General features: G+C 47.4%; 23 protein-coding genes. 5 read left to right on the top strand and 18 right to left on the bottom strand.

Annotated features, from left to right (window positions below):
* The first annotated feature begins 353 nt into the window (after nt 1-353).
* The gene (gene galR, locus Z042_RS09620) at nt 354-1,373 is read left to right on the top strand and encodes an HTH-type transcriptional regulator GalR (RefSeq protein ID WP_024910105.1); all 1,020 of its coding nucleotides are present in this window, start codon (nt 354-356) and stop codon (nt 1,371-1,373) included.
* Between the two features lie 16 nt (nt 1,374-1,389).
* Here galR and Z042_RS09615 read toward each other — a convergent pair whose 3' ends face one another.
* Nucleotides 1,390-1,869 carry a GNAT family N-acetyltransferase gene (locus tag Z042_RS09615; RefSeq protein WP_024910104.1) on the bottom strand — a complete coding sequence of 160 codons (480 nt, stop codon included), beginning with the start codon at nt 1,867-1,869 and terminating at the stop codon, nt 1,390-1,392.
* Nucleotides 1,870-1,995: 126 nt separating this feature from the next.
* Here Z042_RS09615 and Z042_RS09610 point away from each other — a divergent pair, with 126 nt between their 5' ends.
* On the top strand, nt 1,996-3,006 hold the full coding sequence (locus Z042_RS09610; protein ID WP_024910103.1) for a LacI family DNA-binding transcriptional regulator: 1,011 nt from the start codon (nt 1,996-1,998) through the stop codon (nt 3,004-3,006).
* Nucleotides 3,007-3,012: 6 nt separating this feature from the next.
* Here the strand turns inward: Z042_RS09610 and lysA are convergent, their stop codons facing one another.
* Nucleotides 3,013-4,269, bottom strand: coding sequence for a diaminopimelate decarboxylase (gene lysA, locus Z042_RS09605; RefSeq protein WP_024910102.1), 1,257 nt, complete (start codon nt 4,267-4,269; stop codon nt 3,013-3,015).
* A 122-nt stretch (nt 4,270-4,391) separates the two neighbouring features.
* Between lysA and Z042_RS09600 the strand changes: the two genes are divergently transcribed.
* Together Z042_RS09600 and Z042_RS09595 are read left to right on the top strand one after the other, a co-directional pair.
* On the top strand, nt 4,392-5,315 hold the full coding sequence (locus tag Z042_RS09600) for a LysR family transcriptional regulator (protein ID WP_024910101.1): 924 nt from the start codon (nt 4,392-4,394) through the stop codon (nt 5,313-5,315).
* 292 nt (nt 5,316-5,607) lie between these two features.
* Nucleotides 5,608-7,341: an ABC transporter ATP-binding protein/permease gene (locus Z042_RS09595; RefSeq protein ID WP_024910100.1), complete on the top strand. Its 1,734-nt coding sequence runs from the start codon at nt 5,608-5,610 to the stop codon at nt 7,339-7,341.
* Nucleotides 7,342-8,096: 755 nt separating this feature from the next.
* Here the strand turns inward: Z042_RS09595 and Z042_RS25955 are convergent.
* Both Z042_RS25955 and Z042_RS09590 read right to left on the bottom strand, forming a co-directional pair.
* Nucleotides 8,097-8,273 (bottom strand): hypothetical protein, encoded by a 177-nt coding sequence (locus tag Z042_RS25955; protein WP_154666935.1) that lies wholly within the window; start codon nt 8,271-8,273, stop codon nt 8,097-8,099.
* Between the two features lie 511 nt (nt 8,274-8,784).
* Complete coding sequence (locus Z042_RS09590; RefSeq protein ID WP_024910099.1) at nt 8,785-10,437, bottom strand: multidrug ABC transporter permease/ATP-binding protein; 1,653 nt, start codon at nt 10,435-10,437, stop codon at nt 8,785-8,787.
* A gap of 598 nt (nt 10,438-11,035) precedes the next feature.
* On the opposite strand from Z042_RS09590, the gene Z042_RS09585 reads away from it, so the two are divergent.
* The gene (locus Z042_RS09585) at nt 11,036-11,587 is read left to right on the top strand and encodes a tyrosine-type DNA invertase (protein ID WP_024910098.1); all 552 of its coding nucleotides are present in this window, start codon (nt 11,036-11,038) and stop codon (nt 11,585-11,587) included.
* Between the two features lie 62 nt (nt 11,588-11,649).
* On the opposite strand, the gene Z042_RS09580 is transcribed toward Z042_RS09585, so the two are convergent.
* From Z042_RS09580 to Z042_RS09515, 14 genes are all read right to left on the bottom strand, one after another.
* A complete protein-coding gene (locus tag Z042_RS09580) occupies nt 11,650-13,410 on the bottom strand; it encodes an FKBP-type peptidyl-prolyl cis-trans isomerase N-terminal domain-containing protein (RefSeq protein ID WP_024910097.1) in 1,761 nt (586 codons plus the stop codon).
* Entirely contained in the window at nt 13,407-13,856 is a 450-nt protein-coding gene (locus Z042_RS25605) for a hypothetical protein (protein WP_024910096.1), read from the bottom strand. The genes Z042_RS09580 and Z042_RS25605 overlap by 4 nt, the downstream gene beginning before the upstream one ends.
* Before the next feature lie 3 nt (nt 13,857-13,859).
* Nucleotides 13,860-14,678, bottom strand: a complete 819-nt coding sequence (locus Z042_RS09570) for a LuxR C-terminal-related transcriptional regulator (protein ID WP_024910095.1) — start codon at nt 14,676-14,678, stop codon at nt 13,860-13,862.
* Between the two features lie 105 nt (nt 14,679-14,783).
* Nucleotides 14,784-15,452, bottom strand: coding sequence for a response regulator transcription factor (locus Z042_RS09565; RefSeq protein ID WP_024910094.1), 669 nt, complete (start codon nt 15,450-15,452; stop codon nt 14,784-14,786).
* Between the two features lie 67 nt (nt 15,453-15,519).
* On the bottom strand, nt 15,520-16,224 hold the full coding sequence (locus Z042_RS09560) for a LuxR C-terminal-related transcriptional regulator (protein ID WP_024910093.1): 705 nt from the start codon (nt 16,222-16,224) through the stop codon (nt 15,520-15,522).
* 230 nt (nt 16,225-16,454) lie between these two features.
* On the bottom strand, nt 16,455-16,994 hold the full coding sequence (locus tag Z042_RS09555) for a fimbrial protein (RefSeq protein ID WP_024910092.1): 540 nt from the start codon (nt 16,992-16,994) through the stop codon (nt 16,455-16,457).
* A 74-nt stretch (nt 16,995-17,068) separates the two neighbouring features.
* Nucleotides 17,069-18,154, bottom strand: coding sequence for a fimbrial protein (locus Z042_RS24945; RefSeq protein ID WP_154666934.1), 1,086 nt, complete (start codon nt 18,152-18,154; stop codon nt 17,069-17,071).
* 8 nt (nt 18,155-18,162) lie between these two features.
* Entirely contained in the window at nt 18,163-20,712 is a 2,550-nt protein-coding gene (locus Z042_RS09545) for a fimbria/pilus outer membrane usher protein (RefSeq protein ID WP_024910090.1), read from the bottom strand.
* 106 nt (nt 20,713-20,818) lie between these two features.
* Entirely contained in the window at nt 20,819-21,493 is a 675-nt protein-coding gene (locus tag Z042_RS09540; protein ID WP_024910089.1) for a fimbrial biogenesis chaperone, read from the bottom strand.
* A 102-nt stretch (nt 21,494-21,595) separates the two neighbouring features.
* Nucleotides 21,596-22,129 (bottom strand): fimbrial protein, encoded by a 534-nt coding sequence (locus Z042_RS09535; RefSeq protein WP_024910088.1) that lies wholly within the window; start codon nt 22,127-22,129, stop codon nt 21,596-21,598.
* A 496-nt stretch (nt 22,130-22,625) separates the two neighbouring features.
* Nucleotides 22,626-23,174, bottom strand: coding sequence for a tyrosine-type DNA invertase (locus Z042_RS09530; RefSeq protein WP_024910087.1), 549 nt, complete (start codon nt 23,172-23,174; stop codon nt 22,626-22,628).
* Between the two features lie 642 nt (nt 23,175-23,816).
* Nucleotides 23,817-24,551, bottom strand: a complete 735-nt coding sequence (locus Z042_RS09525; RefSeq protein WP_024910086.1) for an SDR family oxidoreductase — start codon at nt 24,549-24,551, stop codon at nt 23,817-23,819.
* 4 nt (nt 24,552-24,555) lie between these two features.
* Nucleotides 24,556-24,804 (bottom strand): acyl carrier protein, encoded by a 249-nt coding sequence (locus tag Z042_RS09520; RefSeq protein WP_024910085.1) that lies wholly within the window; start codon nt 24,802-24,804, stop codon nt 24,556-24,558.
* Nucleotides 24,805-24,819: 15 nt separating this feature from the next.
* A complete protein-coding gene (locus Z042_RS09515) occupies nt 24,820-25,623 on the bottom strand; it encodes a hotdog family protein (RefSeq protein WP_417903523.1) in 804 nt (267 codons plus the stop codon).

The following is a 25,623-nucleotide window of genomic DNA, read 5'->3' as shown; positions in this document are numbered from 1 at the left end:
GCGGGCAAAAAAAAACCTACGCATCCGCGTAGGTTGGTGCAATTTTAAATGGCCTCAACACACCGTGTATGTTGATCTCTCACCAATTAATACCTCTGGGACATTCACTGTACTCCGCAGTGCTTTCCCCCAACCAGCGGACAATCGCAACAGTCAGGCGCAAAGTGTAACCAGCAGTGTGGATGTGTTTGCCAAGATGTAAACCCAGAATCGGCCTTCAGGAATACTCAGGCAAAACAATATTCATTATCTGCAATGGCTGCCACAAGTTACATACGTCAACGCTTGCAGCTCACGGTTTTTTCCGCAAAACTGAGGAATGTAAGCGATTACCCAGGAAGTATTGACAAAATATGGCCACGATTAAGGATGTTGCCAGACTCGCAGGGGTTTCCGTCGCCACGGTCTCCCGCGTAATAAACAACTCCCCCAAAGCGGGGGAAAGTTCGCGCACCGCAGTGCTGGTTGCCATGGAGGAATTGCGCTATCACCCCAATGCCAATGCCCGTGCGCTGGCTCAGCAATCAACGGAAACGCTTGGCCTGATCGTTTCCGATGTTTCCGATCCCTTCTTTGGCGCCATGGTTAAAGCCGTAGAACAAGTGGCCTACGCTACAAAGAACTTCCTGCTGATTGGGAACGGTTACCATAACGCTGAAAAAGAGCGCAAAGCGATTGAACAATTGGTACGTCATCGCTGTGCCGCACTGGTGGTGCATGCCAAAAAGCTGACTGATGATGAACTGAGCGTCTGGATGCGGCAGATTCCAGGCATGGTGCTGATTAATCGCACGTTGCCAGAGTTTCAAGCGCGCTGCGTGGCGCTTGATGATCGCTACGGTGCCTGGTTAGCAACTCGCCATTTGATCCAGCAAGGCCATCAGCGCATCGCCATTATCTGTTCCACCCACCAGATTTCCGATGCCACCGACCGCTTGCAGGGATATTTGGACGCGCTGGAAGAATACGGTATCGAGGTCGATGATAAACTGATTACCTACGGTGAACCGGATGAAATCGGCGGGGAACACGCCATGACCGAGTTGCTGGGGCGCGGCAAAAACTTCACTGCCGTCACCTGCTATAACGACCCAATGGCTGCCGGGGCGCTTTCGGTGCTGAGTGATAACAGCATTGATGTGCCGGGCCAGATGTCGCTGATTGGTTTTGACGATGTGCTGATTTCGCGCTACCTGCGCCCGCGCCTGACCACTATCCGTTATCCGGTGGTGGCGATGGCCACCCAGGCGGCGGAACTGGCGTTAGCCCTGGCTAACCATCAGCCGTTACCGGAAATCACTAATATGTTCAGCCCAACGCTGGTACGCCGCCATTCCGTTGCCAGTATCAATAACGTGTTCGAGCAAAACTAACGCCGAAGGCGATGGATTACCCTATAGATTTCAAGTTGCAGCTTGAAAGATGGCGGGTATACAGGCGTACCGGGCGATCCGGGTAATCCAGCGCTTCGCCGATATACTGCCAGCCGTGGCGTTCGTAATAACCGCTAAAGTCGGCATACAGATACAGCTCATGGAACCCGGCTTGCTGGCTGTAATCCTGCACAAACTGCTGCAATTGCAGCCCCAGCCCGCTGCCGCGCTGGCTTTCATCAACGTAAAGCGCCGCCAGCCAGGGGGTCAGATCCTGGCGGCTAATCAGGTCACAGCGCCATAAGCCCACCGTTCCCACCAGTTTATCGCCCAGTAGCGCAATAAAGGTGACCGGCAACCCATCACGGCGCAGGCTGCTTTCCACGATACTGGCGAAAAAAGCCCGGCTGTTATCGCTGCCAAAGGCCTGCCATTGCCAATCAATAACCTGCTGCTGATGCTGCGGATAATCCGCCAGATGAACAATACGAAACACTCTCTTCCCCTGAAAAATATTTTACCTATGCTATGGCTCAAACCACGCGCAATGCAAGATGTCACCTAACCCTATGCTAAACTGAGCCTTATTTGCCGAGCGGGCGTTGCAAGAGGTTAACCACTGATGATCACCATGTTGGATGTCTCCATTCGCGCGGGGGTTTCTAAAGCCACGGTTTCGCGCGTGTTAAATGACACCGGGCAGGTGAAAAAAAGCACGCGTGATGCGGTGTTTAAAGCCATGGATGAGCTGGGCTACCGGCCAAATTTTCTTGCTCAATCCCTGGCGAACAAAAGCTCCAACAGCATCGGTCTGGTCGTTTCCAACTTCGATGGGCCTTATTTTGGCCGCCTGCTGCGCCAGGCCGCCAAACTGATCGAAGCCAGCGGCAAATACCTGATCGTTACCGACGGCCACGATACGCCAGAGGATGAACTGCAAGCCGTGCAGTTACTGGCGGATCGCCGTTGTGATGCCATCATTCTGTATACCCGTTTTATGAGCGAAAGCGCGCTGATGGGGTTACTGACCAACCTGTCAGTGCCGGTTATGGTGATTAACCGCGATCTGCCCAAAGCCCGTGAACGCTGCGTATTCTTCGAACAACAGTTGGCCGCATTCAACGTGGTGGATTATCTGATCCGCCAAGGGCACCGCGACATCGCCTGCATTACCGGCCCTATTGATACGCCAACCGCTCAAGCACGGCTGGCAGGGTATCGTCAGGCTTTGGCACAGCATCAGATTGGCTTTATCGATGCACTCGTCACCTACGGCGACAGCAGCGTGCCGGGGGGCTATCGCAGTTGCAACACGCTGCTGCAAGCGGGTGCCCACTTCAGCGCCTTGTTTGCCAGCAATGATGATATGGCGATTGGTGCGATGAAAGCGCTGCATGAAGCGGGTAAACGCCTGCCGCAGGACGTTTCGCTGTTTGGTTTTGACGACGAACCCAGCGCCGCTTACCTGCAACCGGCATTATCCACGGTTTATCTGCCGATCGATGCCATGATTGAAGCCGCGATCGCCCAAGCTCTTCGCCTAATCAACGGTGAACCCATACAGCCGTTAACCCCATTTACCGGCGAACTGAAACTGCGGGAATCCGTGGTTCCAGGGCCGTATGCCGGTTGATTTTTGTTAGATCAGTTCCAGGCCGATCAGTTCTTCAATCGTTTGGCGGCGGCGAATCAGGCGCGCTTCACCGTTTTCGAACAATACCTCTGGCAACAGCGGGCGGCTGTTGTAGTTGGAGGACATCGATGAACCATAGGCTCCAGTATCATGGAACACCAGATAATCGCCCACCTTCACCGCTGGCAACGAACGGGTTTCAATGCCCCCCCCTTCCTGTTGGGTAAAGACATCACCGGACTCACACAGCGGCCCGGCAATCACGGTATCGCGCTGTGGCTGGCCCGTAGTATCACGACCATCCGCCGGTAACAGAGAGATATGGTGATAACTGCCATACATTGCTGGGCGCATCAGATCGTTGAAACCGGCATCTACCAGCACAAAATGGCGGCTGCCCATGTCTTTCACCGCACGCACTTCTGCTACCAGCACACCGGCCTCTGCCGTCAGGAAACGCCCCGGCTCAATTTCCAGTTTTACCGGGTGGCCCACATGCGCGGCCACGCGCTCGCGGGCGCGATGCCACAAACCGTAATAGTGTTCGGTATCAATCGCTTCTTCCCCATACTGATAAGGGATCGAAAGCCCACCACCAGCGGAAATCGCGCTGATATCCTGCCCCAGTTCAATTACCTGCTGCACCATAGCGTCACACACGCTCTCCAGGTGCTGATAATCGACGCCAGAACCAATATGCATATGCACCCCAATCAGTTTCAGGCCATATTGCTGGATCTTGGCTATTGCCTGTGGCAGGTCGGTATACCAGATACCATGTTTGCTGTTTTCCCCCCCGGTATTGGTCTTCTGGCTATGACCATGGCCAAAGCCAGGGTTCACCCGCAGCCATACCGGATGGCCAGCCGCAGCTTGGCCAAGCTGTTCCAGCATATCGATAGAACCGGCGTTCACCGGGGTTTTCAGTTCACTGACGCGGGCCAGCGTTGCGTGATCCAATACATCGGCCGTAAAGACGATCTCTTCCCCTCCTGGCTGAAAACCGGCCTGCAATGCACGTTCGATCTCCCCCAGAGAAACCGAGTCGACCCTCACCCCTTGTTCACGCATCAGGCGCAGAATGTGGATATTCGAACAGGCTTTCTGCGCAAAACGAATCACGTCGAAATGGCGTAGCTGGTTGATACGTTGGCAAATAATATCAGCATCATAGGCCCAGACCGGGCAACCAAAACGTGGTGGCAATGCCAACAGATTGGTGGCGTTCAGTGCCGTAGAAGTATCGTTCAAATCGCGTGGCATCACTGTCTTCTCAAGATGGAGTTTTCATCATCATGCCGGAGGGATGTCGATTTGAAAAATATCTATTTCGCCATAGTCTATTCATTTATGATATGGCTTTATTTACCTTGTGGATCGCCGCTATGCATACCATTACCCTACGCCAGATTGAGGTCTTCCATGCGGTAATGACCACCGGTAATGTGACCGAAGCCGCAGCACTGCTGCAAACCTCGCAACCAACCGTCAGCCGCGAACTGGCGCGCTTTGAGAAGTTGATCCAGTTACAATTGTTTGATCGCGTGCGTGGCCGCTTGTATCCCACGGTACAAGGCCTGCGATTATTCGAAGAAGTGCAGCGCTCTTATTACGGCCTGGATCGCATCAAGAATGCCGCCGTTGGTATCCGCCAGTTTCAACAGGCACAACTTTCCATCGCCTGTCTGTTGGTGTTTTCCCAATCGTTGCTGCCCGCGGTCTGCAAATCGTTTATCGATCGTTACCCGGAAGTGAATTTCAGCGTGCTCCCGCAGGAATCACCGCTGCTGGAAGAGTGGCTGTCGGCCCAGCGCCACGATTTGGGGCTGACGGAAAACACCCTTACCCCCGCAGGCACCGAACGCATCACGCTGATGACGATGAATGAAGTCTGTGTCTTGCCTGCCGGGCACCGCTTGTTGGTAAAAAAAGTGCTGACGCCACAGGATTTCAGCGGGGAGAATTTTATCAGCCTCTCAAGCACCGACAGCTATCGCCAATTGCTGGACTCACTGTTTCATGAACAGGGTATCAATCGCCGGATGGTGCTGGAAACCCACAGCGCCTCCTCGGTGTGTGCCATGGTAAAAGCCGGGGTTGGTGTGTCGATCATCAACCCTTTGACTGCCCTGGATTATGCCAATCATGGTGTGCATGTGCGGCCATTCAGCGTGGAAGTGCCTTTCACCGTCAGCCTGATCCGGCCACTGCACCGCCCCTCTTCGGCACTGGTGGCGACATTTATGCGACATTTGCAACAGCAGGTAGAGCAGCTCCCAGCCCGTTTAGCCACAGTGATTAAACGCTAGGCTGAATATTCAGCGTAACTCTCTCTATTAAAGCAAAACATCCGGCGCCTCTGCTTGAAATAAGCCAGTAACAGGAAAACTCCCCTTTCGTTGCTGGTTTTTTAAGGTAGCCAACAATCTGCAACGTGAAAGACAGCACAGATATACTTGGTGGAGCCACTCTCTTTGTATTCCACCGTACATTCGCCATACTTCAAAAGGTTAGTAATAATAAGGCTGCTTGCATATCATCGTTTGTTGATCATGCGCAGCTCGCTCATGCTGATAAGAAAACAACACATTCTGGAAGATCATGAACAAAAATATCTCGCAGAAACATGCCGTATGGCTATTAATTAAACCCTTTTGGGTCTCGGAAGAAAAATGGCGTGCCTGGGCAATGCTGATCGCCATCATCGCTTTGTCGCTTGGCCTGGTATATATCAGCGTGCTGATTAACCAGTGGAACCAGGTATTCTACGACGCGCTGCAAAACAAAAACTACCCGGTGTTTAAAGAACAACTGTGGCGTTTTACCTATCTGGCGTTGATCTTCATCGTGCTGGCAGTCTATAAAATCTATCTGACCCAAGGGTTACAGATGCATTGGCGACGCTGGATGACAGAAAAATTCATGGGAAAATGGCTGGAACATCAAGCCTATTACCATACCGAACAACAGCAGGTTGTCGATAACCCAGACCAACGTATCGCCGACGATCTCAATGTGCTGACACAGTACACGCTTTCCTTATCACTTGGCCTCCTGTCCAGCCTGGTGACATTGTTCTCGTTTATTACCATTCTCTGGAACGTCAGCGGGCCAATGACCTTCGCCATCGCGCAACATACCATTACCCTGCCAGGTTACATGGTGTGGTTTGCCCTGCTGTACGCCGTGCTGGGTTCTTTATTGATCTGGTGGCTGGGTAAGCCATTGGTCATGCTGGGCTATAACCAGGAACGCTACGAGGCAAACTTCCGCTTTGGCCTGATCCGCATCCGTGAGAATAACGATGCTATTGCTCTCTATAAGGGGGAGCCACGGGAGAAACAACAGTTAAGTGGCCGATTTGAAACAATCCGCGCCAACTGGTGGGCCATCATGCGCATCACTCGACGGCTTAATATCGCCACTAACTTTTACGCCCAGTTTGCCAATATCTTTCCGTTTCTGGTCGCCGCACCACGTTACTTTTCCGGTGCGATCCAAATGGGGGGGCTGATGCAGATTTCCTCTGCTTTCGGCCAGGTGCAAGGCGCGCTGTCGTGGTTTATTGATGCATTCTCCAATCTGGCAACCTGGAAGGCCTGCGTCAACCGTCTGGCTGGCTTTAACGCTGCTGTAGACGAAATCCATCACCAGACACGCGATATCCAACTGCAAGCCACAGATCATTTACCCCTGGCGCTGCGCGATCTCAGCCTGACTTTACCTGATGGGCAACCTCTGTTAGGGGCAACCACCATAACGCTGAAACGTGGCGAACGTGTCCTGATCGTTGGCCCTTCGGGCTGTGGTAAATCCACCCTGCTGCGCGCCATCGCCGGTATTTGGCCTTACGGTTCCGGTGAAATCGGTCTGGATGATCAGTTCAGTACGCTGTTCCTGCCACAACGCAGCTATATCCCTATCGGGACTCTGCGTGAGGCGCTGAGCTATCCGCATAAGGATAAAGAGTACAGCGATGAACAACTGATGAAAGTACTGGAAAATTGCCGTCTGCAACACCTGCAATCAGGGTTGGATACCAGCGCCAACTGGAGCCACCGATTATCACCGGGTGAACAACAGCGGCTGGCCTTTGCCCGGGCAATTCTGACGCGCCCCGATATTTTGTTTCTGGATGAAGCCACCAGTGCGCTGGATGATGAAACCGAACAACTGATGTATTGCCTGCTGGTGGATGAATTACCCGATGTCACTTTGGTAAGCGTGGCACACCGCAACAGCGTAGCGAAGTATCACCAGACCTGCTGGCGTTTCAAGCGCAGTGAAAATGGGCCAGCCCAGATGGCACCAGGTCCGTTACCAATGCCAAGCTAGCCAGAACAGTTGGGGGAGAGCACCGCAGTTATTGCTCTTCCCCTCACCTTTCCTGAAAGATAAAGAGGCGTTATCCCAAAATTCCCTTGTTTAACGAACCACTCAAATCCCGGCCGCATGCAATATGCACGTCTTGCACTTTGCTTCGTTAATACCTATTAGTTCAGGGTAAAAGTTTTTAAGTCGAAATAAAATCTGCTATTGGCAGGCAAAACGGTAGGTTAACAATATAACAATGAAAGCCATTTCGGCGTGAGATAGCGAAAAGGCTTTTCTTTCCTTAAGAATTCAATTTTGCCACATCATCAATCCACTTAGCTCAGCAAACCGACACCAACATAAGTCACCAGCCCGACAATCACTAAAATGAGAATAACAGCAACGGTATAAAGGACGATACGGCGGGGATTATAATAGGGCATGGTAATTCCTCTTTATTTTATACAAATCAACAATGAGTTTACTGTAGTTGCTCTCATTTGTCGGGTTATTTGTCCATACTTAACAGAGAAGGCAAGTTCAGGTGGCCATTCAGAGTGGATAGACGTTATAAAGGCGGGAGAGGAAATAAAGGATACTTACCGGTGCTGGCACAGTGCTTGTTAGAACTACACCACCACAGATTTAGGCGTTTTCAAAGTGAAAGTGCAGCCTCGCGGCTCTATCGCCAGCTGCACTAAAGCCTGTGTTATTCGAACCAGACTCAAAAGAATTCTGCCACGATGATGAGCTTTCGCAGAGTAATACCATTCATACTAATCAGAAGTTGCCAAGTGCTCTGTTGCGCCAGGCAATTCGCCACCGCCCACCTCTGACTGCCAAAGATCTTCAATGAAGGCGCGTTGTAATTCATTCAATTGCCAAGCAGGTGGGAGTGTTGCCTCATGTTGCAGCTGCACATCCCTATTAGAAGTACGTGATTTATTATCCATTGCACCGTCCCTAACTACCCTGTATTCAATAGGTTATTGAGTCACCCTCCCCCTAAATGCTTTCTGTGTAATACCAAAGCAAACGGGGTTTCTTCATCTATCGATTCTGCTCGTTCGTGATAATGACAATAAAACTGTGACCGAGCATAAACTAATTGCTGCGATCTTTCTTATAGCTTTAAGCAATCGATTCAGTAGTTTATTCCTATAGATAAATCTCAACAAATTAATTATTTGAAACATTATCAAAAGATGTCGCCACGGCACGAAAACATAACCTTATGAAATAAAATGCTGAATTTTTCACCAAAATGCAAATCCAAAATACAGAAAACTCGCATAAAAGCCACTCACTAAAGAAATAATGCCTATCCTAAAGTGGGAACCCACCAACCGCACGTACCCGAAGCCTGTTATTCCCTACTTTTCAAACGCTGCCCCAATGCGCAGTGATCCGTGCTGTAACCCCCGAGAGCTCACCACACAGGCCCAATCTCCGGCATGGTATTCATTACCCAAGCTGAGCGACAGAATCCTTACTGGCTCGTTGGCGTTTTTCGCCTATGAGTTCCACCAGATGCCCAGCACGCATTTGTAATAAACGATCGGCATGTTCAAAGTAGTGATCATCATGGCTAATGGCAAAGACCGTTTTCCCCATGGCACGCAGTTGGGGGAGTAACTCGCGGTAAAATATTCGACGAAATTGTGGGTCCTGATCTGCGGCCCATTCATCCAACAGCAAAATATCCCGTTTTTCCGCGATGGCCAGCAACAAAGCCAGACGCTTACGCTGCCCTTGTGAAAGCTGTGGGTTAACCACACGGCAACCATCAAACTCCAGTTTGTCTTTCATTTTCAGCCGCTGGAGCCACGTTTCCACCAGTTCTGCCTCCGGTTCTTCCCCTTCGGGCCCCAACAGATGATGAAATTGATGGAAATCAGTGAATATGGCCGAGAATAAACAACGATAGCTTTCCATGCCTACCGTACTCACTGGCACCCCATCCAGCAGAATTTGCCCGCTGCCAGGGGAATATAACCCAGTCAGTAGCATCGCCAGAGTCGATTTACCACTCCCGTTACCACCGATCAAAAACACCTGTTCACCACGCTGTAATGTCAGGTTAATCGGCCCAACCTCAAATCCCTGCTGCTGTTCGGTAACACCATAGCGGAAAAACACATCCCGCAGTTCCAACGTCTGCCATATTTTAGCCGGAGTAACGGGAAAGGCCTGTTGATATTCAGCCAGCTTGAGTGATTCTACTTTGTGAAACGCCACTTCGGCGCTCATCAGCGTTGGGAATGCCCCCACCGCCTGCAACAGTGGAGTACGTAGAAACAATAAAGTCAGTGAATAAGTTGCAGCTATTACGGTATCTGCCCACCCCAAGCTATTCGCCATATAAAAAACCAAACCAATAGCACCCAGCATCATGATATTTGACCAATTAACGGCACTCAGATGGAAAGTATCGGCACGAATGATATGGCAACGATAGTCATCGGCATCGGGTTGATACGCTTGCTGGAACAGCTTTTTGGCACGATGGCGATTCAACGCCAACTCTTTGCTGCCATCAATGACCGACTGGTAATGTTGATACAGGCGTTCTTCCACCTCACGCACGCTATTCAGATGCCGGTAAACTCGCGATACCAGATACCCACTACCAAAAACGGTCACAGCAACCCATACCGCCGTTACACCCAGCATCGCAGGAGACAACCAGCCAAGATAAACTGCCGAACAAAGCGTCAGGATCACCCCCTGAATCAGTTCAGGCAGGCGAACGAAGGCAATGGTGATATTACGCACATCACTTGACAAACTGGCCAGCAACGAAGCACTACCCAATTGCTCCAGACGTTCTATATCGGTATCCAGTATGCGCTTAATCAATTGGCTGCGCAGACGATAAACGAAATGGTGGCCCAGCGTGGTCAAGGCCAGTTGTGAACCCAGCGTTACCCCCATTAACAGTGCCAGCAAGCCAATGAACTGGGGCAATACAGCCAATGGATCTTCAGTTGCTCCCATCAATTGCTTGTTAATAAAGGCAATGATGCCAATACCCAACACGGCACTGGCCATAGTCAATACCATAACCGCCAAAAATGACCAACGATACTGGTGAAAGACAACCCGTAACAACGCCATGAGAAACCCTACATTAAAACTTTACAATGGCTGGCATTGTAATCACTGACAGCATGATATCAATAATAATCATATTTTGTTTTGCGGGTGGCCTGAATTCCTTCTCAACCACAGATATTTTCATCTAACCCCGCAATATTACAGTGGAAATAAGCTGTTGTGAGTTTTGCAAAAACTCACATTGGCTAAAAATAGAAGATTAATGGAGGGTAAAAGTCGAATATGAAAAATAATATTAGCGATAATATAAAATTTTCACTTGAAATTAAAACATTCACTAAAATCAAGTATTCTAATAACACATTTAAGGCACCACTGGCAGGAAAACCAAGAAAATACTTATTAACGCTTAAAAATTGCGTTTATCACAGAGTATCATGTCATTAGCAAACACGAAAAATGGTTAATTAATGAGCTGATATACTATTTTTTTTCACGTTAATAATGCGCAATGCCTCTTAAACACTAGCATTGGGTAAATTTTAACGGAAATTTCTTAGATTCAACTATTCTTATTTTAATTGCTGAAAATGAGTGTTCGATGTTTAAATAAACACTTCATAGATAATATTTGCTTTCTGTCACGCAGGAAAAGAAAATGAAAAAACGCAAATATCTCAGCCATATTGAAATTGAAAAAATGATTTCTGCCATACCAGATGGGCCTAATGGTTGGCGGGATCGTTGCATGCTGCTGATGTGTTTCATTCACGGATTACGCGTCAGTGAACTTCGTGGATTACGGTTAGAGGATATTGATCTAACCACTAATCGTTTACATGTTTCCCGTTTAAAAAATGGCTTTTCCGTTCAGCACCCTATTCAAATTCGCGAACGTTCAGCCTTGAACAAATGGCTGGCCCAGCGCCCACGCTACCTGGAATCCGACAGCCCGTGGTTATTCCTTTCACGCCATGGTGGGCAAATCTCACGGCAACAGCTTTATCGTTTGATAAAAGCTTATGGAGAATTAGCCGGTATCAGCGTCCGGGTACACCCTCATATGTTACGCCATTCCTGTGGCTATGCTTTGGCTGACAGAGGGGTCGATACGCGGCTAATTCAAGACTATCTGGGGCATAGAAACATCCAGAACACGGTTATTTATACTGCAAGCAACGTTGAGCGCTTTCGGGCAATATATCTTTAATTCAAATGCTCGAATTATTCTAAATTTGCTTCAGCGCTCTCGGTTTTAATCAATATTACGTTTTATCTCACGGAAGTAGGAGCAGCAGTATCGGCAGGAGCCACCACATCTAATATCTTCACGTTATACACCATCGTAGAACCCGGCGGGATGTCGGGTAGTAGGCCTTTATCACCGTAAGCCAAGGTTGGCGGTACTACCATTGTCATACTGCCATGATTTTGCAACTGCGACAGTGCAGATCTAAACATCGGTGGGTAACTATTCAATGGCTGCGTGATTGACGTGCCAGCCGCATCCATGTCTTTAATTACCTTACCATTCGTTAGACTTTCTTTTACAGCCACAGTGACAATGCTGGCATCATCAATCTTGCCTTTACCCACATTGTCGATACGGTAGAAATAGCCAGAAGCTTCTTTCTTCACCTGTTTTTGTTTTCTGAATTGTGCCGTGTAACGCGAGCCTGCGGCTTCAGTTTCCAACTTACGCTGCTTTTCATTGGCCCCCAACGCAACCTCTGTGGCCTGTAGTGCTTTATTTATCTGCTCCTGCGGCAGTTTCATCTTGCCTGCGAATGTATCCTGCACACCGGCCAAGGCCAGACGATTATCTACCGTAATCCCTTGCGCAGCTCTCTCTTTCAACAGCGTCAACATATCATCCGCCAAAGAACTACCAATCGCATAATCACGAATTTCGCTCTCGGTTTTAGGCTTCACAATCGCGTCATTCTGTGTTTTCTGCAACGCAGATAACTGCTGTTGTAGATCACTGTTTTCCTGCATTTTCTCACCGGCTTGATCCTGCAATGCAACCAGCTGGTTTTGTAACGCTTCACGCTGCTTGCTGTTCTCATCCAAAGCAGCCTGCAACGCTTGATTACCTTTATTTTTTTCACTTTCTGATACAGTCAACGTTTCTAACTGTTTTTTCATCTCAACCAGTTGCCGCTCTTTCTCAGCGGTTTTATCCGTCAGTGCTGTAAGTTGCTTTTGTGCAGCCTCATTCTGTTTCTTACTCTGCACTAATTGTGCTGCCAGGGCATCCTGCTCGCTGTTTTTGCTCGCTTGAGCCACTGTTAGAGCATCCATTTGCTTTTGCAACACTGATGCTTTCTGTTCTTTTTCGCTGGCTTTTTCAGTTAATACTGACAATGATTTTTGGACTTCTTCAGCTTGTTTGCGGCTATCACTCAGCTGTGTCTGAAGTGCCTGATTTTCTTTGTTTTTATCTTTAAATGATAATGCAAGCGTATCCAACTGTTTTTGCAATGCGGAACTTTGCAGTTGGCTTTTATCCAAAGCCTGCTGCAAACGGCTGGCATCCTGCTTATTTTCCGACTTCATCGCCGTAGCCGCCGCTAAATCCTGCTGCATTTGTTCCGTCGCCTGCAGGTTTTCTTGCAGGTTTTGTTTCAACTGCGCAATTTCAGCACGTGCATCCGCATCCTGCTGAGCCGTTTGGCGCAGCTGTTTCAACGCTTCATCCCGCTGATTCAGGGTAGCATTTAACTGATTGATCTTAGCTTGAAGGGCTTTTAGTTCTGCAACCGGGGCAGATTGAGGTTCACTGGCTCGCTGATTCAGCACGCTCTTGGCCGGCTTAGCCGTGCTTTTTTTCTCGCGAGGGGGAGCTGCCTCTTCCAACTGAGAAGGCGTCAATAATAATAATGCCGGAGCTTCGTCCACTTTGCTGGTTATCGCGTTTAACGACTCAAGCGTTGAACTGGTTACGTCATCTTGCAGCTGATCAACACCAAAAGCACAACTCAGAGGAAGTGTCAGTGTAAGAAAAAAGCCGTACTTTAAACCCTTCTTCACTTAACACTCTCCCCTTTACGGATCAATCCATTCAATACATCGCGTTCAATTTCAGCGCACACCTGATTAGTTTTATATTTATACAGTGCATCCAGAGTATCCTTGGTTGATGAGTTCACATCACCACGGACAGCGCTGTAAACCGAAGCATTTCTTACCAGATTATCGAAATAAGCTTTTCTGGCAGCGTAAGCTTTCGGGTTGACCATTTTCAATGAGGCAAGTTCGCTCTGGCACAACCCCAGACGATTTTCTTTCACCTCAGGTTTTTCAATCACAGGCTGGACCGGCTTTTCAACAGCAACAGGAGCAGCAACGACCGGTTGTACTCTAGGTGGTGAAGAGGCAGTACTTTTACTCCCACAGCCAGCCAATAACAGGCTGCTACTGAAGATAAATCCAACCAACAGTCGCCCACGCCCGTTGGCTTTCTGAAGCTGTTCCAAATTTTATTCCTTCCTTGCTGGATAAGGACCGGCTATCCCCCCTCTAAAGTGACTCACCTCAACCGGGGGTAACCATGTCAACAATGTTTTTACTTCTCTACCATTGCTGCGAATACGGTTCGAGAGATTATTAATTGGATACTCTGGTGCATCATGCAGGGCCAACTTCAGATACAAGTGTTCCAGCATCTCTTTCATTGCCACCAGATCAGCGCTATGGGTGATGCCCAGCTTGTGCATAGCTTTACCCTTGAGCGCCATAACCGTTTTCTCACTGCGGAACAACATCTTGGCGGTATATTTTACCGAGTCGCCGTCCAACAAGTGCTGCAATACTCTCAACTCCATCAGGCGCAATGTTACCTGATCTGGCGTTTTGCTCAAGTTACACAACAATGCATTTTCTATTCTGGCACTGTAGTAGAGAGCTCCACGCCCTATTTGCGCAAAAGCTTCCCTGATATCTGTCAGAGAATCATGCTGGCTTAAGATACCGCTGACGCTCAACTCAGACAACTGCCGCAGAAAATAGGGGATATAGACATCCAGTATCACGACGATTCGCATACCGGGTTTTGTCTGACGTAATGCTCGAATAAATTGCAACCGTTGCTGCCAGTCAGCCTGTTGCAGGCTGAAGGCAATGACCAGCATCTCAATGTCGGACGCCATTAACCGTAAGCGTGCTTCGGTCAAAGATCCTATTCGCCAAAACTGCCGGGTATCCCCCTGCGCTTTCAGCTGGTATTCAATACCACTCGTCAACATTTGGCAAGGAATTAGCAATGCAACGCGTGAAATCGGTGGGTTATATAAAGTCATGAGGATTCTCTTCCATGAGAACAAGGACTAATGCTCCACTAGCATCTAATACTACTCTTACCTATAGGTGGCCCAATAGGATGCCATGCCCCTATTTACAAACCGTCAATCACACGCGAATTGTTGGGTAATGTTTTTCCTTAGCGAAAACAGCTCACTGTCATTCTTAACCTGCAGTTTCCGCATAGCATTACATTTATGTGCGCTGATCGTTTTAATACTACGGTGCTGTAATTCAGCAATTTCACGCAGACTCATCCCATTGAACAGGGAAGTCAGCACATCATTTTCACAACGGGTTAGATTATGCAAACTGGAAACATCATCAGAATCAGCACGGGCCAGGTAGGAACCAATCAATGGGCTTAATACTCGCTCGCCATTGAACACTCGGTTGAAAAATTCCCCCACCAATTGCAATTCATCGCCACGGGAAATAACGCTGATATTGGTAACATCAAGTAGCTTACCTAAGTCATCCCCTTTCTGATTACGGGTATAAACAATCACTCGCAGCGTAGGCAGCTGTGTACATAGGCTCAATAATGTTTCACGCCCTTGGGACGTTGTTTCATTCAGGCCATTTAATTCGGTAATAAGAATATCGACAGGCTGATACAACAACCCTTCCGAAACCGCTGTCATACTGGTTTCTTGCACAATAATCTCACTCGGTTCGTTCAGCGTTCCAATAAAGCATGACAGACCAGCCAAAGTAAGAGGGCTGCGATCCATCAGGGCTATGCCGATCGGCTTTTGTGATAAAGGGTCCATACACTACTCCTGTACGAATAACACGCTCATTCCATCCGGGAATGAGTACATATAGTCAGTATAAATTCTATCGGGCAAATACCGGGCCAGTTTTTGCCATCCATTTACCTTGCAGATAAAGCTCACCGTCACTTTGGAAGCCTAATTTGTGCATCGCATTGCGTTTATGGGTACTCACAGTACGGACATCACGATGCATCATCAAAGCTGCGGTAGTCACGCTTTTTCCGGAAAACAAATAAGACAAGACATCCAGTTCACGAGCGGTCAGTGCTTTTCCACCAGAGGATTGATTAGACAATAATTGCCTGACTTTATGACTATAACTGCGGCGGCCAGAAATCACCTGCTGCACACATTGTGTCAGCGCAACGGCGGGTTCCTGCTTGAGTACCAGGCCTTTAATCCCTGATGCAGTAAGCAGTTGCAACACCCGAGGATCATCAAGCGCAGTACAAATAATCATGGAAGTTGATGGCCAGTGCTCCAGGCAAAGTGCAATCAGCCTGAGGCCATCCAACACAGATTCTTCTTCCCCACATAATTCCATAATCAGTAATTTGGCGGGGCGATGGTGCATCAATCCAGGGATTTCTGAAAGATTACTGACAAGTTGTACCCCATCTGCGAACCCACAAGACTGGGCTAAAATATTCCGCATACCGAGTGCAGTGATTGGGCAAGACTCCATTACAATCACACTTTCCCCTTTTTGCCCATAAGGATGTGGTGAAGGCGCACTAACTCTATGATAAGTATGAGCTATAGTCATATTTACTCTCCCTTTCTAACTGGTTACTTTTTCTTTACTGCGTCCTTTATAAATTGATCTATAACCACCCTCTTATTCACTGAGGGGCATTGTTTTTCTTCATTATTCCCTAATGCTTGCTTAAAACTCAACGAAATAAAAAACCACAAGCAATAATTCACATAGACACAGCCAAGGTCAATATCCGTCATGAGATTATGGGGCGATAGTATCTCATGACGGAAAGGGTATTAATGATACTCAAAAGCCACCTGAATGGTGCCGACAATACTGCCTGGTGCGGCATTACTATTGGTGGAATACGCACGGGCTTGCAGAGGGAAAGTCGCATCACGGGTCGCTGTAACAACCTGAGCTACTGCATCCTGGCCATTCCCTAGGTTTTTGCCTGGCGTTGCGGTATCTGTACTCTGCAATTCAATCTGAACACCGGTAGCATCACCGGTGTTTTTATAAAGCGTTGGGCTTCCAGGCTCCGGAGTACCGCTGAATGTCGCCGTCACTGACGTCGTTGAGGTTGGGCAATCAACCAGATGCAAGGTGAATTGCTTCCATGGAGAACCATTCCCAGCGGTTAAACTCGCCGCCTGAATATCATTTCCCAGATTGACATTAACCTCACCACCAACAGCATCTACGTTGCACGGTGATGCTTTCACCGTACCAGAGATTTTTAACTGCGCATCCGCCAATACAGAATAACTGATACCCATGCTAGCAACAGCCATACATAATACCGTGCCTTTCAATACCTGCTTAAGTTTCTTCATAATATCCTTATCCTTTTATAAAAACTCAGTCAATAAATATGCCCGGCTACAATAGCCTTCTGGGTATAAATAGATTATTCAATTTCAACCTTTACGGTTGCCTCTGCCGTGAATACCCCTACAGCGGGTGTGTTGTTGGTGGTATTAATCGGGTACAAATTCATTTCTGTCAGACCTGTACTATTTACTCCATTCAGAGGCCCCATTGAGACTGGAATATGGCCGCTTATTGGTGAAATTATCGCACCATTTCTATCTTCAATTCTGACAGCAATATCGTCGTTAGTCGTTTTCAATGCATCAGGGAAACGAGGATCAACCCCCGTCGCCGAAGGCTGGATAGTTAGACTGACTTTAACGCCATCAGAGATATTACGGCAGGCTAACGTCAACGGCTGATTACGTACTGAAAAACCCGTTGGTTTTGCCCCAGCTGTTTTGAAATTACTCGCCGCAATCTCGCCAAAATCAACCACAATTGGTGAGGGATTGATTTCACAGTTTTGTGGCACGGTAACTGAACCTTCCATATATACTCTAGATATATTAGTCGGGCTCTTGACACCACTTATCGTGGAAGCTGACACATCAACTATAGCAGTTTTGGGTATATTCACCGTACCAACAAAAGGGCGCCTAAAATAGAGATGAATCCGTCCTTTGGAGCCACTTAAATAATTCCACCGGGTACACAATTGCCCTGTAGAGGTATTTGAGTTATTTGATTCATTTTCAAAAGGAATAGAAACATAATCACCTCTAAAACCACCAATAACCACTTCAGCCGCTACCGAAAGATAATCATTCAGAATATGCGCTTTCATATTGTTAATTAGCGGTCCACCTTGGGGTAACGGTGACGAAGCTGAAATAAACGATGGCCCTACATATGGAGGGTTTTGGCAATCACAGGCTACAGGAAAAGAAGTGCTGTTAGACTGACTCCAACTGCCATTATCAGCATTTGCTATAATCCGCCCAGCGATATTTATTGCCGGGTCGCTAAATACCTGCTGAAAATTAAAATTATATTCCTTGGTTCCGTCCAATGCTCTGCAAAACCCCGTAGCGGCCTGTGCCTGCTGTAGCCAGCATAAACTGCTTACGCACACTCCACCTACTATCAAAAAGCGCGCTATTGATTGTAATCTTTTCATCATCAAGACCTTTATAGACACTGGCCGTTCATCAGTCGAATGCCGGTATTTTCTTTCTGTTCTACCAAGCTATAAGACACCTGACACTGTTGTGAGGAGTCATTACCCCATTTCACGTTCAGCTTGCCGCTGCCCGTCATACCGGTGAGATAAACCTGCCCACTGTCGCCCACGATGCTGGCATTGCCATCTTCATTGGTTACGGTGGCACCGAATGGTACAGGTGCTCCGCCCTGCATCAGCAAGGTCATCAATACACGCTGCCCGACGTTCGGTTTGAATTCGGCACGCACTACGGCACCACGGGTTGGAATAACAGTTTGGCTACTCAAGGTCATGTCCACATCCTCCGGCATCGTCGTGGTATCTATTCCAACGATATTTTGGCGATAAGCGGATGCATATGGCACTACCGCATAACCACGCCAGTCTGTCGTAACCCCGGTTTGGTTCATGATGTTGACACCTTTAGCCCCTGGTGCTTTGACTAACGCCACCGTTTCTCCCAGAGACTGGGACAACGTCAGGCCATTCTCATGCACCATCAGGCCACCCTGTACGCCATAGTTGAGCCGCTGTTGTGAACGGTCGTAACCATAACCCACGTTGATCTCACCCAGGCCACCACGGAAATTAAGGCCGGCATTACCGTTAGCCCCCTGCCCTTGGCTGGTATAACCTTGGCTGATGTTATAACTCAGGTTGTTATTAGGTAGCGCAGTGCCGCTGAGGCCAACGCGGTTGCTGGTTGAACCATGGCGGCTCGTGTTCATGCTGTATGACACGCTGCTATTAGGCAGCCATTGACTTAATGGCACGCTCACGTTGAACGCAAAGATATGGTCGTCAAAATAGTCACGTTCGCCGTTTCTGTCATAACCGTTTTTGCTGTAGGTATAGTTAAAGCCATAACTGACGCTATTCCAGCTATTGTTATACCCCACGCTTGCAGACTGGCTGCGGCGGTTGTCATTCCAGAAATCTTCACTGATCAAGTTTATAGACAAGGAGCCCGCCCCTTCCCACAAACTCTGGCTCAACGACACTTCAGCACGGCTCTTCTTGTGCTGAATAAAAGGTGCAGATCTGCCATCGGTATAGGTGTCCAGGGTTTCCTGCAATGAATAGAAGCCTTCTGTCGAATAGCGATAACTCGCGAGACTGAAGTTAGTCCCGGTTTCGACAAAGCTTTTACCGTAACGGAAACGATACGATTGGCCATTATCTTTCTCTGCATTTTCAGGTTTGGCCCATGCCTGGGTGATATCGGCAGAAATCGCACCGATTATCCCCATGTTTTGCCCCCAACCGATTGCAAGAGACTGATATTTGCTGGCCGCCTGTACCCCACCATAGAGAGTGGCTCCCCATGGCAAACCAAAAATCCCCGTACCCTGTGTAAACGGTGTATCTTCCACATCACTGTTGGATGAACGATACTGACCACTGGTAAGGCTATACTTGAAGCGCCCTTCGCGCTGCAACACGGGTACCGAGGCAAATGGTACTACCAGATTTTGCTCAGTGCCGTCCGTTTCTCTGATTGATACGTTTAAGTCACCGCTGCCTGCCGTCGGATACAAGTCATTAATTTCAAAGGCACCCGGTGGTACATAACTCTGATAAATGACAAAACCGTTCTGCCGGATGGTCACCTGAGCGTTACTCCGCGCAATCCCCCGTACTACCGGTGAGTAACCTCTCATGCTGTCTGGCATCATCTCGTCATCTGAGGCCAATTGGCCGCCGCGAAATGGCACACTATCAAACACTTCACTGGGTGAAGTACTATCACCTAAAACCAACTGGCTCTTTAACGCAATAATGTCGCGTTGCAAATAGGTATTGATTGAACTCCAGTGATCTTGGCCTTCACCATCACGATACCAGGTGGAGTAATTACGTAAACGCCATGCTCCCAGGTTAGCCCCAGAGCGCAGGTTAAGAAAATAGGTGTCACTGTCCGTGGTTTCATTATTACGGGCCCAGTTACTGGCACCGCTGAAACTATAGTTCACTAATAGCGCGGGTATACCCTGATCCCATTTATCTGATGAAACATAGCCACGGGCAGTTGAATTCATTGCTGCCTGCGGAATACTCAGATTCAATCGTTGCTGGTTAAAGAGGAATGTAGCCGACGCTTGCGGGATGGCCTGCGCCAGATTGACACATTGCCCAGAGGCTTTGATCACGGGAAAGGTATCTACTTTCACGCCCATTGACTCAAGCATACCGCTGCTTAGACAAGGTTGTAGACTATCTTTCCCCTCAGCATCTCTCTGTAGAGAAAACTCAATGTCCTGAGTATCAACCATTTCCCCATTTAGAAAAACATCAACCCGATATTTACCGGGAGCTTGGGTATCACCTTCTTCGAAAACCGTCAGATCGGCCCCCCGCTGAGACGGATTATCGAGTTCCAGCAAAGCTGGGTTAAAGAAATCGCGAGCCTGCACACCACCAGAAAACCCCATCAATAATGCAACCTGGCATGAAATCAGCCAAGCCAGTGGGGTACGGTTAAATCCGCGAGAGCCTAAACGCTTCGGGTTATTCATCCACTTAACTCCATTTATCAGCAGTGCCAGTCAACTCCGGCAAGCCGCGTCCTTTCCTTATCACTACCTGATAAGGATTGATTTTATTTATCTTGACGAGTGCTTTTTATAAATTCCCGGTAAACGGTTTACTGGTGCCGCCGTAGTCATTGATAATCTCCCAGCTTAGAGCACCGCCGTTGCTGCCAGCCGGTAATTCAAAACGAGCACTGGATTGTGGTGCAACCATAGTGGCATTCTTGAGTTGGCTACCATTCACTTTGATCTTAAAGAAAGTGATGTAATAGGGTGATGAATTGGTCACCTGTACCGCATTACCGCTGCGTTGCCACGTTAATGCCTTAGCTGCTTCATCCAGGTTGCCTGGTAAACCTTGAGGGCGATAAATCAGTTTGATACGCGTTTTAACTGCAATTTGCAGCGTGTTATCTTTTTTCTCAGCTGAAGGAATTGATTTGATATTCAACCAATATAAAGATTCCTTATTTTCTGGCAGATTACCGCCAGCACGTACCACGCGCAGAATGTTGTCTTGTCCAGCATCCAAACGAAATAATGGAGGAGTGATAATAAATGGGGCTTTAGACGTATCACCATCCTGCGTATCTACCCAAGATTGAATCAGGTAAGGAACTTTGTCGGGATTATTAATGCTCAAAGAGGATTCTTTTTTTGCACCGTCATAAATCAAACGGGTTCCACCAATAATAATCCCCGCTTGAACCTGAACTCCAAACGTTAACAGTAACGCTGTAACTATCGTTCTCTGCCAAACTTTCATTTCTTGTTTACCCACTTAACCCATTGAAAGATAAGCCAGGGGTGGTTTACACCCCCCCCGACCAAGCTTTATGCTGCCTGAATAAGAGTCAGCAGATAAAACTTATGGATAAGTAATGGTAAAATTGGTTACAGCATTAGCTGAACCAGAAGTCACAGTTGCAGCAGTAGAAACATAACTAGCAGAGAAACTTAAAGTATTCACCGCAGTACCACTGAGCAATGGATATGCAGAAGAATCCTCTCTCATCTTGACTACCTGATTCTGGGCATCAACAATCTGAACACCCACGCCGGTCGCAACATCAGGAGCATCAGTTAAAGCCAATGCAGAATTGTCGTTTGCAACTGGTCCGGTACCCGTACCCTCAAAAACTACAGCAGCATTAGTGACAGTAGTTGGGCAGTTGGTCAATTTGATTGAGAAATTTCGGGTTGCTGCTGTGTCACCAGTAAATTTGAATGCATTAACCCCAATAGTACCCAGTTGTACTACCTGGTTGGCAGTATCAGTAGTTACATCACAAGGGTTAGGGATTATGGCACCTTTAAAGCTAATCTCGCCATTTGAAGCAAACACGTTGGTAGTAAATGCGGAGGTGACCAGTACTGCAACGGCAATGAGATTCTTGTTCATACTACTTTCCTTTAAAATAATGCACTATCTTCGCGCACTTGTTTATTTTTGACATAATCCTATGTCATTCCTTTTTATTTAGTTCAGAGCCCAGAAATCCTCCTGCCAATGAGTATTGAGCAGCATTAGCCTTTCCAGCCAAACGATTCATTTTGAACTAAAGTGACTCCTTTAGTTTTTAAATCCAAATTGAATGAATTAAAAACAACGTATTGGATTTTTATCCCGAAAAAACACATAAAATAAGAATATAAACCTAGGAATAAAGTTAAGTTTTTTTGATGTTTTGGTTTTTTATGAGAATAAGCAAGAAAAAACTTAGATTTTTACATGATATTTATGATGTGGGGAATGGTATAACTTATTGTTTTAAAGAGAAATTAATCAACAGGATAAAATATTGAATTGTTAGTGTTGACATTATTTTTGAGCATCCTTAGAGTAGGTTGCAATTTAGTTCAAAGTGACTCATTAGACATATTTAATTACGCGTTAATTACCATACTTCCTTGAACCTTTTCGCATTACTTGCAGTATATAACACCGTATTCTGAATATTCCTATGGCCAAGAAAATCCTGAATCAAACGCGTATCAATCCCTCTATCTGCCAACGCGAAACCACAGCCATGCCGGAGCATGTGCGGATGCGCATTTACCTCTAAATTCGCAACTTCACTATAATTACGAATTAACCAATAAATTCGCTGGCGCGATAAACGGGCTCCTCGATTAGAAAGGAATAACCATTCACTATCCGCCCCCCGATAACTCTTTCTTTTAGCCATCCAACGCTGCAAGCACTTCCTTTCGCGAACATATAAAGGATGAATTGTTGAGAAACCATTTTTTAATCGATGAATATAAATGTTGCCGCCTTCCAGGTCTATGTCAGACAGCCGCCAACTGTTGATTTCACTCACTCGGCATCCGTGGATAAAGCACATCCAAATCAAACAATAATCGCGTTCAGGGTTCTTTCCTTTCAGGGTTGCCTCAAGCAACTTCTCCACTTCTGAAGGTGTTAAATGCTTACGACTGCTCATAGTACCTCTTAATTTCTCACAAAGAAAAATGTGGATTTCTTTTTCCTTTGTCATTTCCACAGTAGCCTAAAGGAGTCTTGGCTCCTACCTCCGGATAACATCCTGAATCCTGCATAAAGTATAGCTGATAAGTTAAAAGGTAACAGCTTAATATTTATTCATCTAACATATCAACATGGGCATTAAAACATTAATTATATTAATTAAATAAAAAACAATCACAGGAGAAAAATTAACCCATTAAGCAGTAATTTTTAAATAACCCAAAACAACCAAATTAAATAAAAAAATAAGAACAAGGTAAGTTAGAGAAAATATAAAATAAAAAATCATCATTATTAAAAAATATTAAATCAACATTAAAAGTAATAATCAAAACACTACTTATGAGAAATTAAAGGAAATTACTGATAAAAAAACAAGAAAAATCTTATTGAAAATTGATGCCAATACTATCCCATTAAGGAAAATAATCTTTGATGAGGGTATTTTTATTAGTCAGAAACCAAGTCTGAAGAAATTAAGAAGGTTCATCTTCAATATTATGGCTGTGCGGCATGGATAAGCGGAAAAAAGAAAAGGCATTGTTCTAGAAAACGGGGTATAGAGATACCCCGGACATCAAGCTACCCAGTTTTTGGCTCAAACAGTCAAACCACCGTCAAGTATCAAGGTCTGCCCTGTCATATAGCAGCTGTCCTTACCAATCATAAAGGCAGCAGCCCGAGCCACTTCATGAGCTTTACCCAAGCGGCGCAATGGAATTTGCTTACGCAATGCTTTCAACGCCTCTGCGGGGATAGCATCCGTCATGTCACTTTCAATAATACCCGGCAGCAGGCAATTCACTCGTATGCCAAAACGCGCCACTTCCAATGCCAATGATCGCCCCATGCCGATCATGGCAGCTTTGGTCGCTGCATATGCCGTTTGCCCAATATTGCCTTTAACCCCCGAAACAGAAGACATCAAGACCAATGCCCCTTCGCCCTGTGCCATCATCGCTGGCAACAGGTGCCGGTTCCAATAGAAGAGGGCATTTAAATTGGTATCCATCACCTGCCGCCAGTTGTCTCCCGTTTGCTGAATATGCAAACCATCAAGCGTAATACCAGCATTATGGATAACAGCAAAAGGCGCCCCAAAACGCGCCAGCAAGTCAGGGGCAACCCGGTTCACGGCCTCTTCATCGCAACCATCACAAATGCAGCTTTCTACCCACCCAGGCAACCCCGCGCAAGCTTCTATCACTTCTGCATTTTGTGGTTGGTTACTGCGGCAGGTAAACACCACATTCCACTGTGTGGCCAGTTCTTCCACCAGCGCCCGGCCAATACCTCGGCTGCCGCCGGTAACTAACACCCATTGTTTAGTCATAGAATTATTTCTGCTGTTCCACCAGATTCTGGCACAGCTCACCTAATGTCATCTCCGGTTTATCGATAAACATCTCGGCGCTAAGCGTCGCGCCAAACTCGCGCTTGGCCAATACCATCAGTTCAACATAATCCAGGCTGTCTAGCTTCAACTGGTGCAGCGGCATCTCTGGTGATAAATCGGACATCTCCAGATCTTTTGCATCACAAATCATTTCGCAAACGGTACTGTAAACCTGTTCGTACTTTTCCATTTTTCTATCCTTATATTAATTACTGACCAGCGGCCATGTTTTCAATGTGACAGCGGTCATGATTAATGGCTGCTGTTGGGTTCTTGCCTGGATGACGGTACGTAAGACAAAACCGCTATCTTTATTACCCATAATTAACGTTGGCTGGATTGCATAATACAATTGCTCTCCAAGGTGAAAATGAGCCTGTGGAGTGAACAATTGCGCACTGAAATGAGTTTCATGATGCGTCTGAACGACCGGGATCTGTGCAAACACCTCAATGAGCGATGCCGCCTTCAATGCGGGCAATGCGGCAGTCAGCGTCGCCAGCGTTTCCGGTGATTTCACCAAGAGTTGGAACAGCAACGCATCAAAGAATCCCCAGGTCTGAGCCGCATCGGCAGCTACCCCTGGAAATTGCTGGCTAAACGCCATCACTTCGGCCAGCGACAGGCTGCTTTCCTGCTCAACGTTCGCCAGCACCAACGGCTGCGCTGCCGCTAACTTACTGCTGAAACAGCTCTCTTGCGTTGCCTCATCCAGCAACTTACCGGTGATCTGCGCGCCATGCTCCGCAACCTGCAACTGATACGATGTATGGCAAAGCACTGGCCGACGCATACGTGTGCTAAAAGCGTAAAAATCTTCCTGTAACGGAGAAGCCAGCAGAGCTTCACTCAGATAACGCTTCATATCCAACATGGCGCGCATACCATGGACGCTCAACTGGTCGCCCCCCATGTTGCGCACGTATTGCAGATCAAAATGGATCGGGTTGTAGTCCCCGGAAAAGGCCGCCCATTCCTCAGCATCACGCACCGTATAATTCAGGATCAT

This window comes from Chania multitudinisentens RB-25 (assembly GCF_000520015.2).
Taxonomy (GTDB): Bacteria; Pseudomonadota; Gammaproteobacteria; order Enterobacterales; family Enterobacteriaceae; genus Chania; species Chania multitudinisentens.
Note: the sequence above shows the minus strand (reverse complement) of the source record. Positions and strands in the feature narration are given on the sequence as shown.

Bases quoted from the DNA above. Each gene is read 5' to 3' on its own strand.
- galR (WP_024910105.1), top strand. From the start codon at position 354: ATGGCCACGATTAAGGATGTTGCCAGACTCGCAGGGGTTTCCGTCGCC.
- Z042_RS09610 (WP_024910103.1), top strand. From the start codon at position 1,996: ATGATCACCATGTTGGATGTCTCCATTCGCGCGGGGGTTTCTAAAGCC.
- lysA (WP_024910102.1), bottom strand. From the start codon at position 4,269: ATGCCACGCGATTTGAACGATACTTCTACGGCACTGAACGCCACCAAT.
- Z042_RS09600 (WP_024910101.1), top strand. From the start codon at position 4,392: ATGCATACCATTACCCTACGCCAGATTGAGGTCTTCCATGCGGTAATG.
- Z042_RS09595 (WP_024910100.1), top strand. From the start codon at position 5,608: ATGAACAAAAATATCTCGCAGAAACATGCCGTATGGCTATTAATTAAA.
- Z042_RS25955 (WP_154666935.1), bottom strand. From the start codon at position 8,273: ATGGATAATAAATCACGTACTTCTAATAGGGATGTGCAGCTGCAACAT.
- Z042_RS09590 (WP_024910099.1), bottom strand. From the start codon at position 10,437: ATGGCGTTGTTACGGGTTGTCTTTCACCAGTATCGTTGGTCATTTTTG.
- Z042_RS09585 (WP_024910098.1), top strand. From the start codon at position 11,036: ATGAAAAAACGCAAATATCTCAGCCATATTGAAATTGAAAAAATGATT.
- Z042_RS09570 (WP_024910095.1), bottom strand. From the start codon at position 14,678: ATGACTTTATATAACCCACCGATTTCACGCGTTGCATTGCTAATTCCT.
- Z042_RS09565 (WP_024910094.1), bottom strand. From the start codon at position 15,452: ATGGACCCTTTATCACAAAAGCCGATCGGCATAGCCCTGATGGATCGC.
- Z042_RS09560 (WP_024910093.1), bottom strand. From the start codon at position 16,224: ATGACTATAGCTCATACTTATCATAGAGTTAGTGCGCCTTCACCACAT.
- Z042_RS09555 (WP_024910092.1), bottom strand. From the start codon at position 16,994: ATGAAGAAACTTAAGCAGGTATTGAAAGGCACGGTATTATGTATGGCT.
- Z042_RS24945 (WP_154666934.1), bottom strand. From the start codon at position 18,154: ATGATGAAAAGATTACAATCAATAGCGCGCTTTTTGATAGTAGGTGGA.
- Z042_RS09545 (WP_024910090.1), bottom strand. From the start codon at position 20,712: ATGAATAACCCGAAGCGTTTAGGCTCTCGCGGATTTAACCGTACCCCA.
- Z042_RS09540 (WP_024910089.1), bottom strand. From the start codon at position 21,493: ATGAAAGTTTGGCAGAGAACGATAGTTACAGCGTTACTGTTAACGTTT.
- Z042_RS09535 (WP_024910088.1), bottom strand. From the start codon at position 22,129: ATGAACAAGAATCTCATTGCCGTTGCAGTACTGGTCACCTCCGCATTT.
- Z042_RS09530 (WP_024910087.1), bottom strand. From the start codon at position 23,174: ATGAGCAGTCGTAAGCATTTAACACCTTCAGAAGTGGAGAAGTTGCTT.
- Z042_RS09525 (WP_024910086.1), bottom strand. From the start codon at position 24,551: ATGACTAAACAATGGGTGTTAGTTACCGGCGGCAGCCGAGGTATTGGC.
- Z042_RS09520 (WP_024910085.1), bottom strand. From the start codon at position 24,804: ATGGAAAAGTACGAACAGGTTTACAGTACCGTTTGCGAAATGATTTGT.
- Z042_RS09515 (WP_417903523.1), bottom strand. From the start codon at position 25,623: ATGATCCTGAATTATACGGTGCGTGATGCTGAGGAATGGGCGGCCTTT.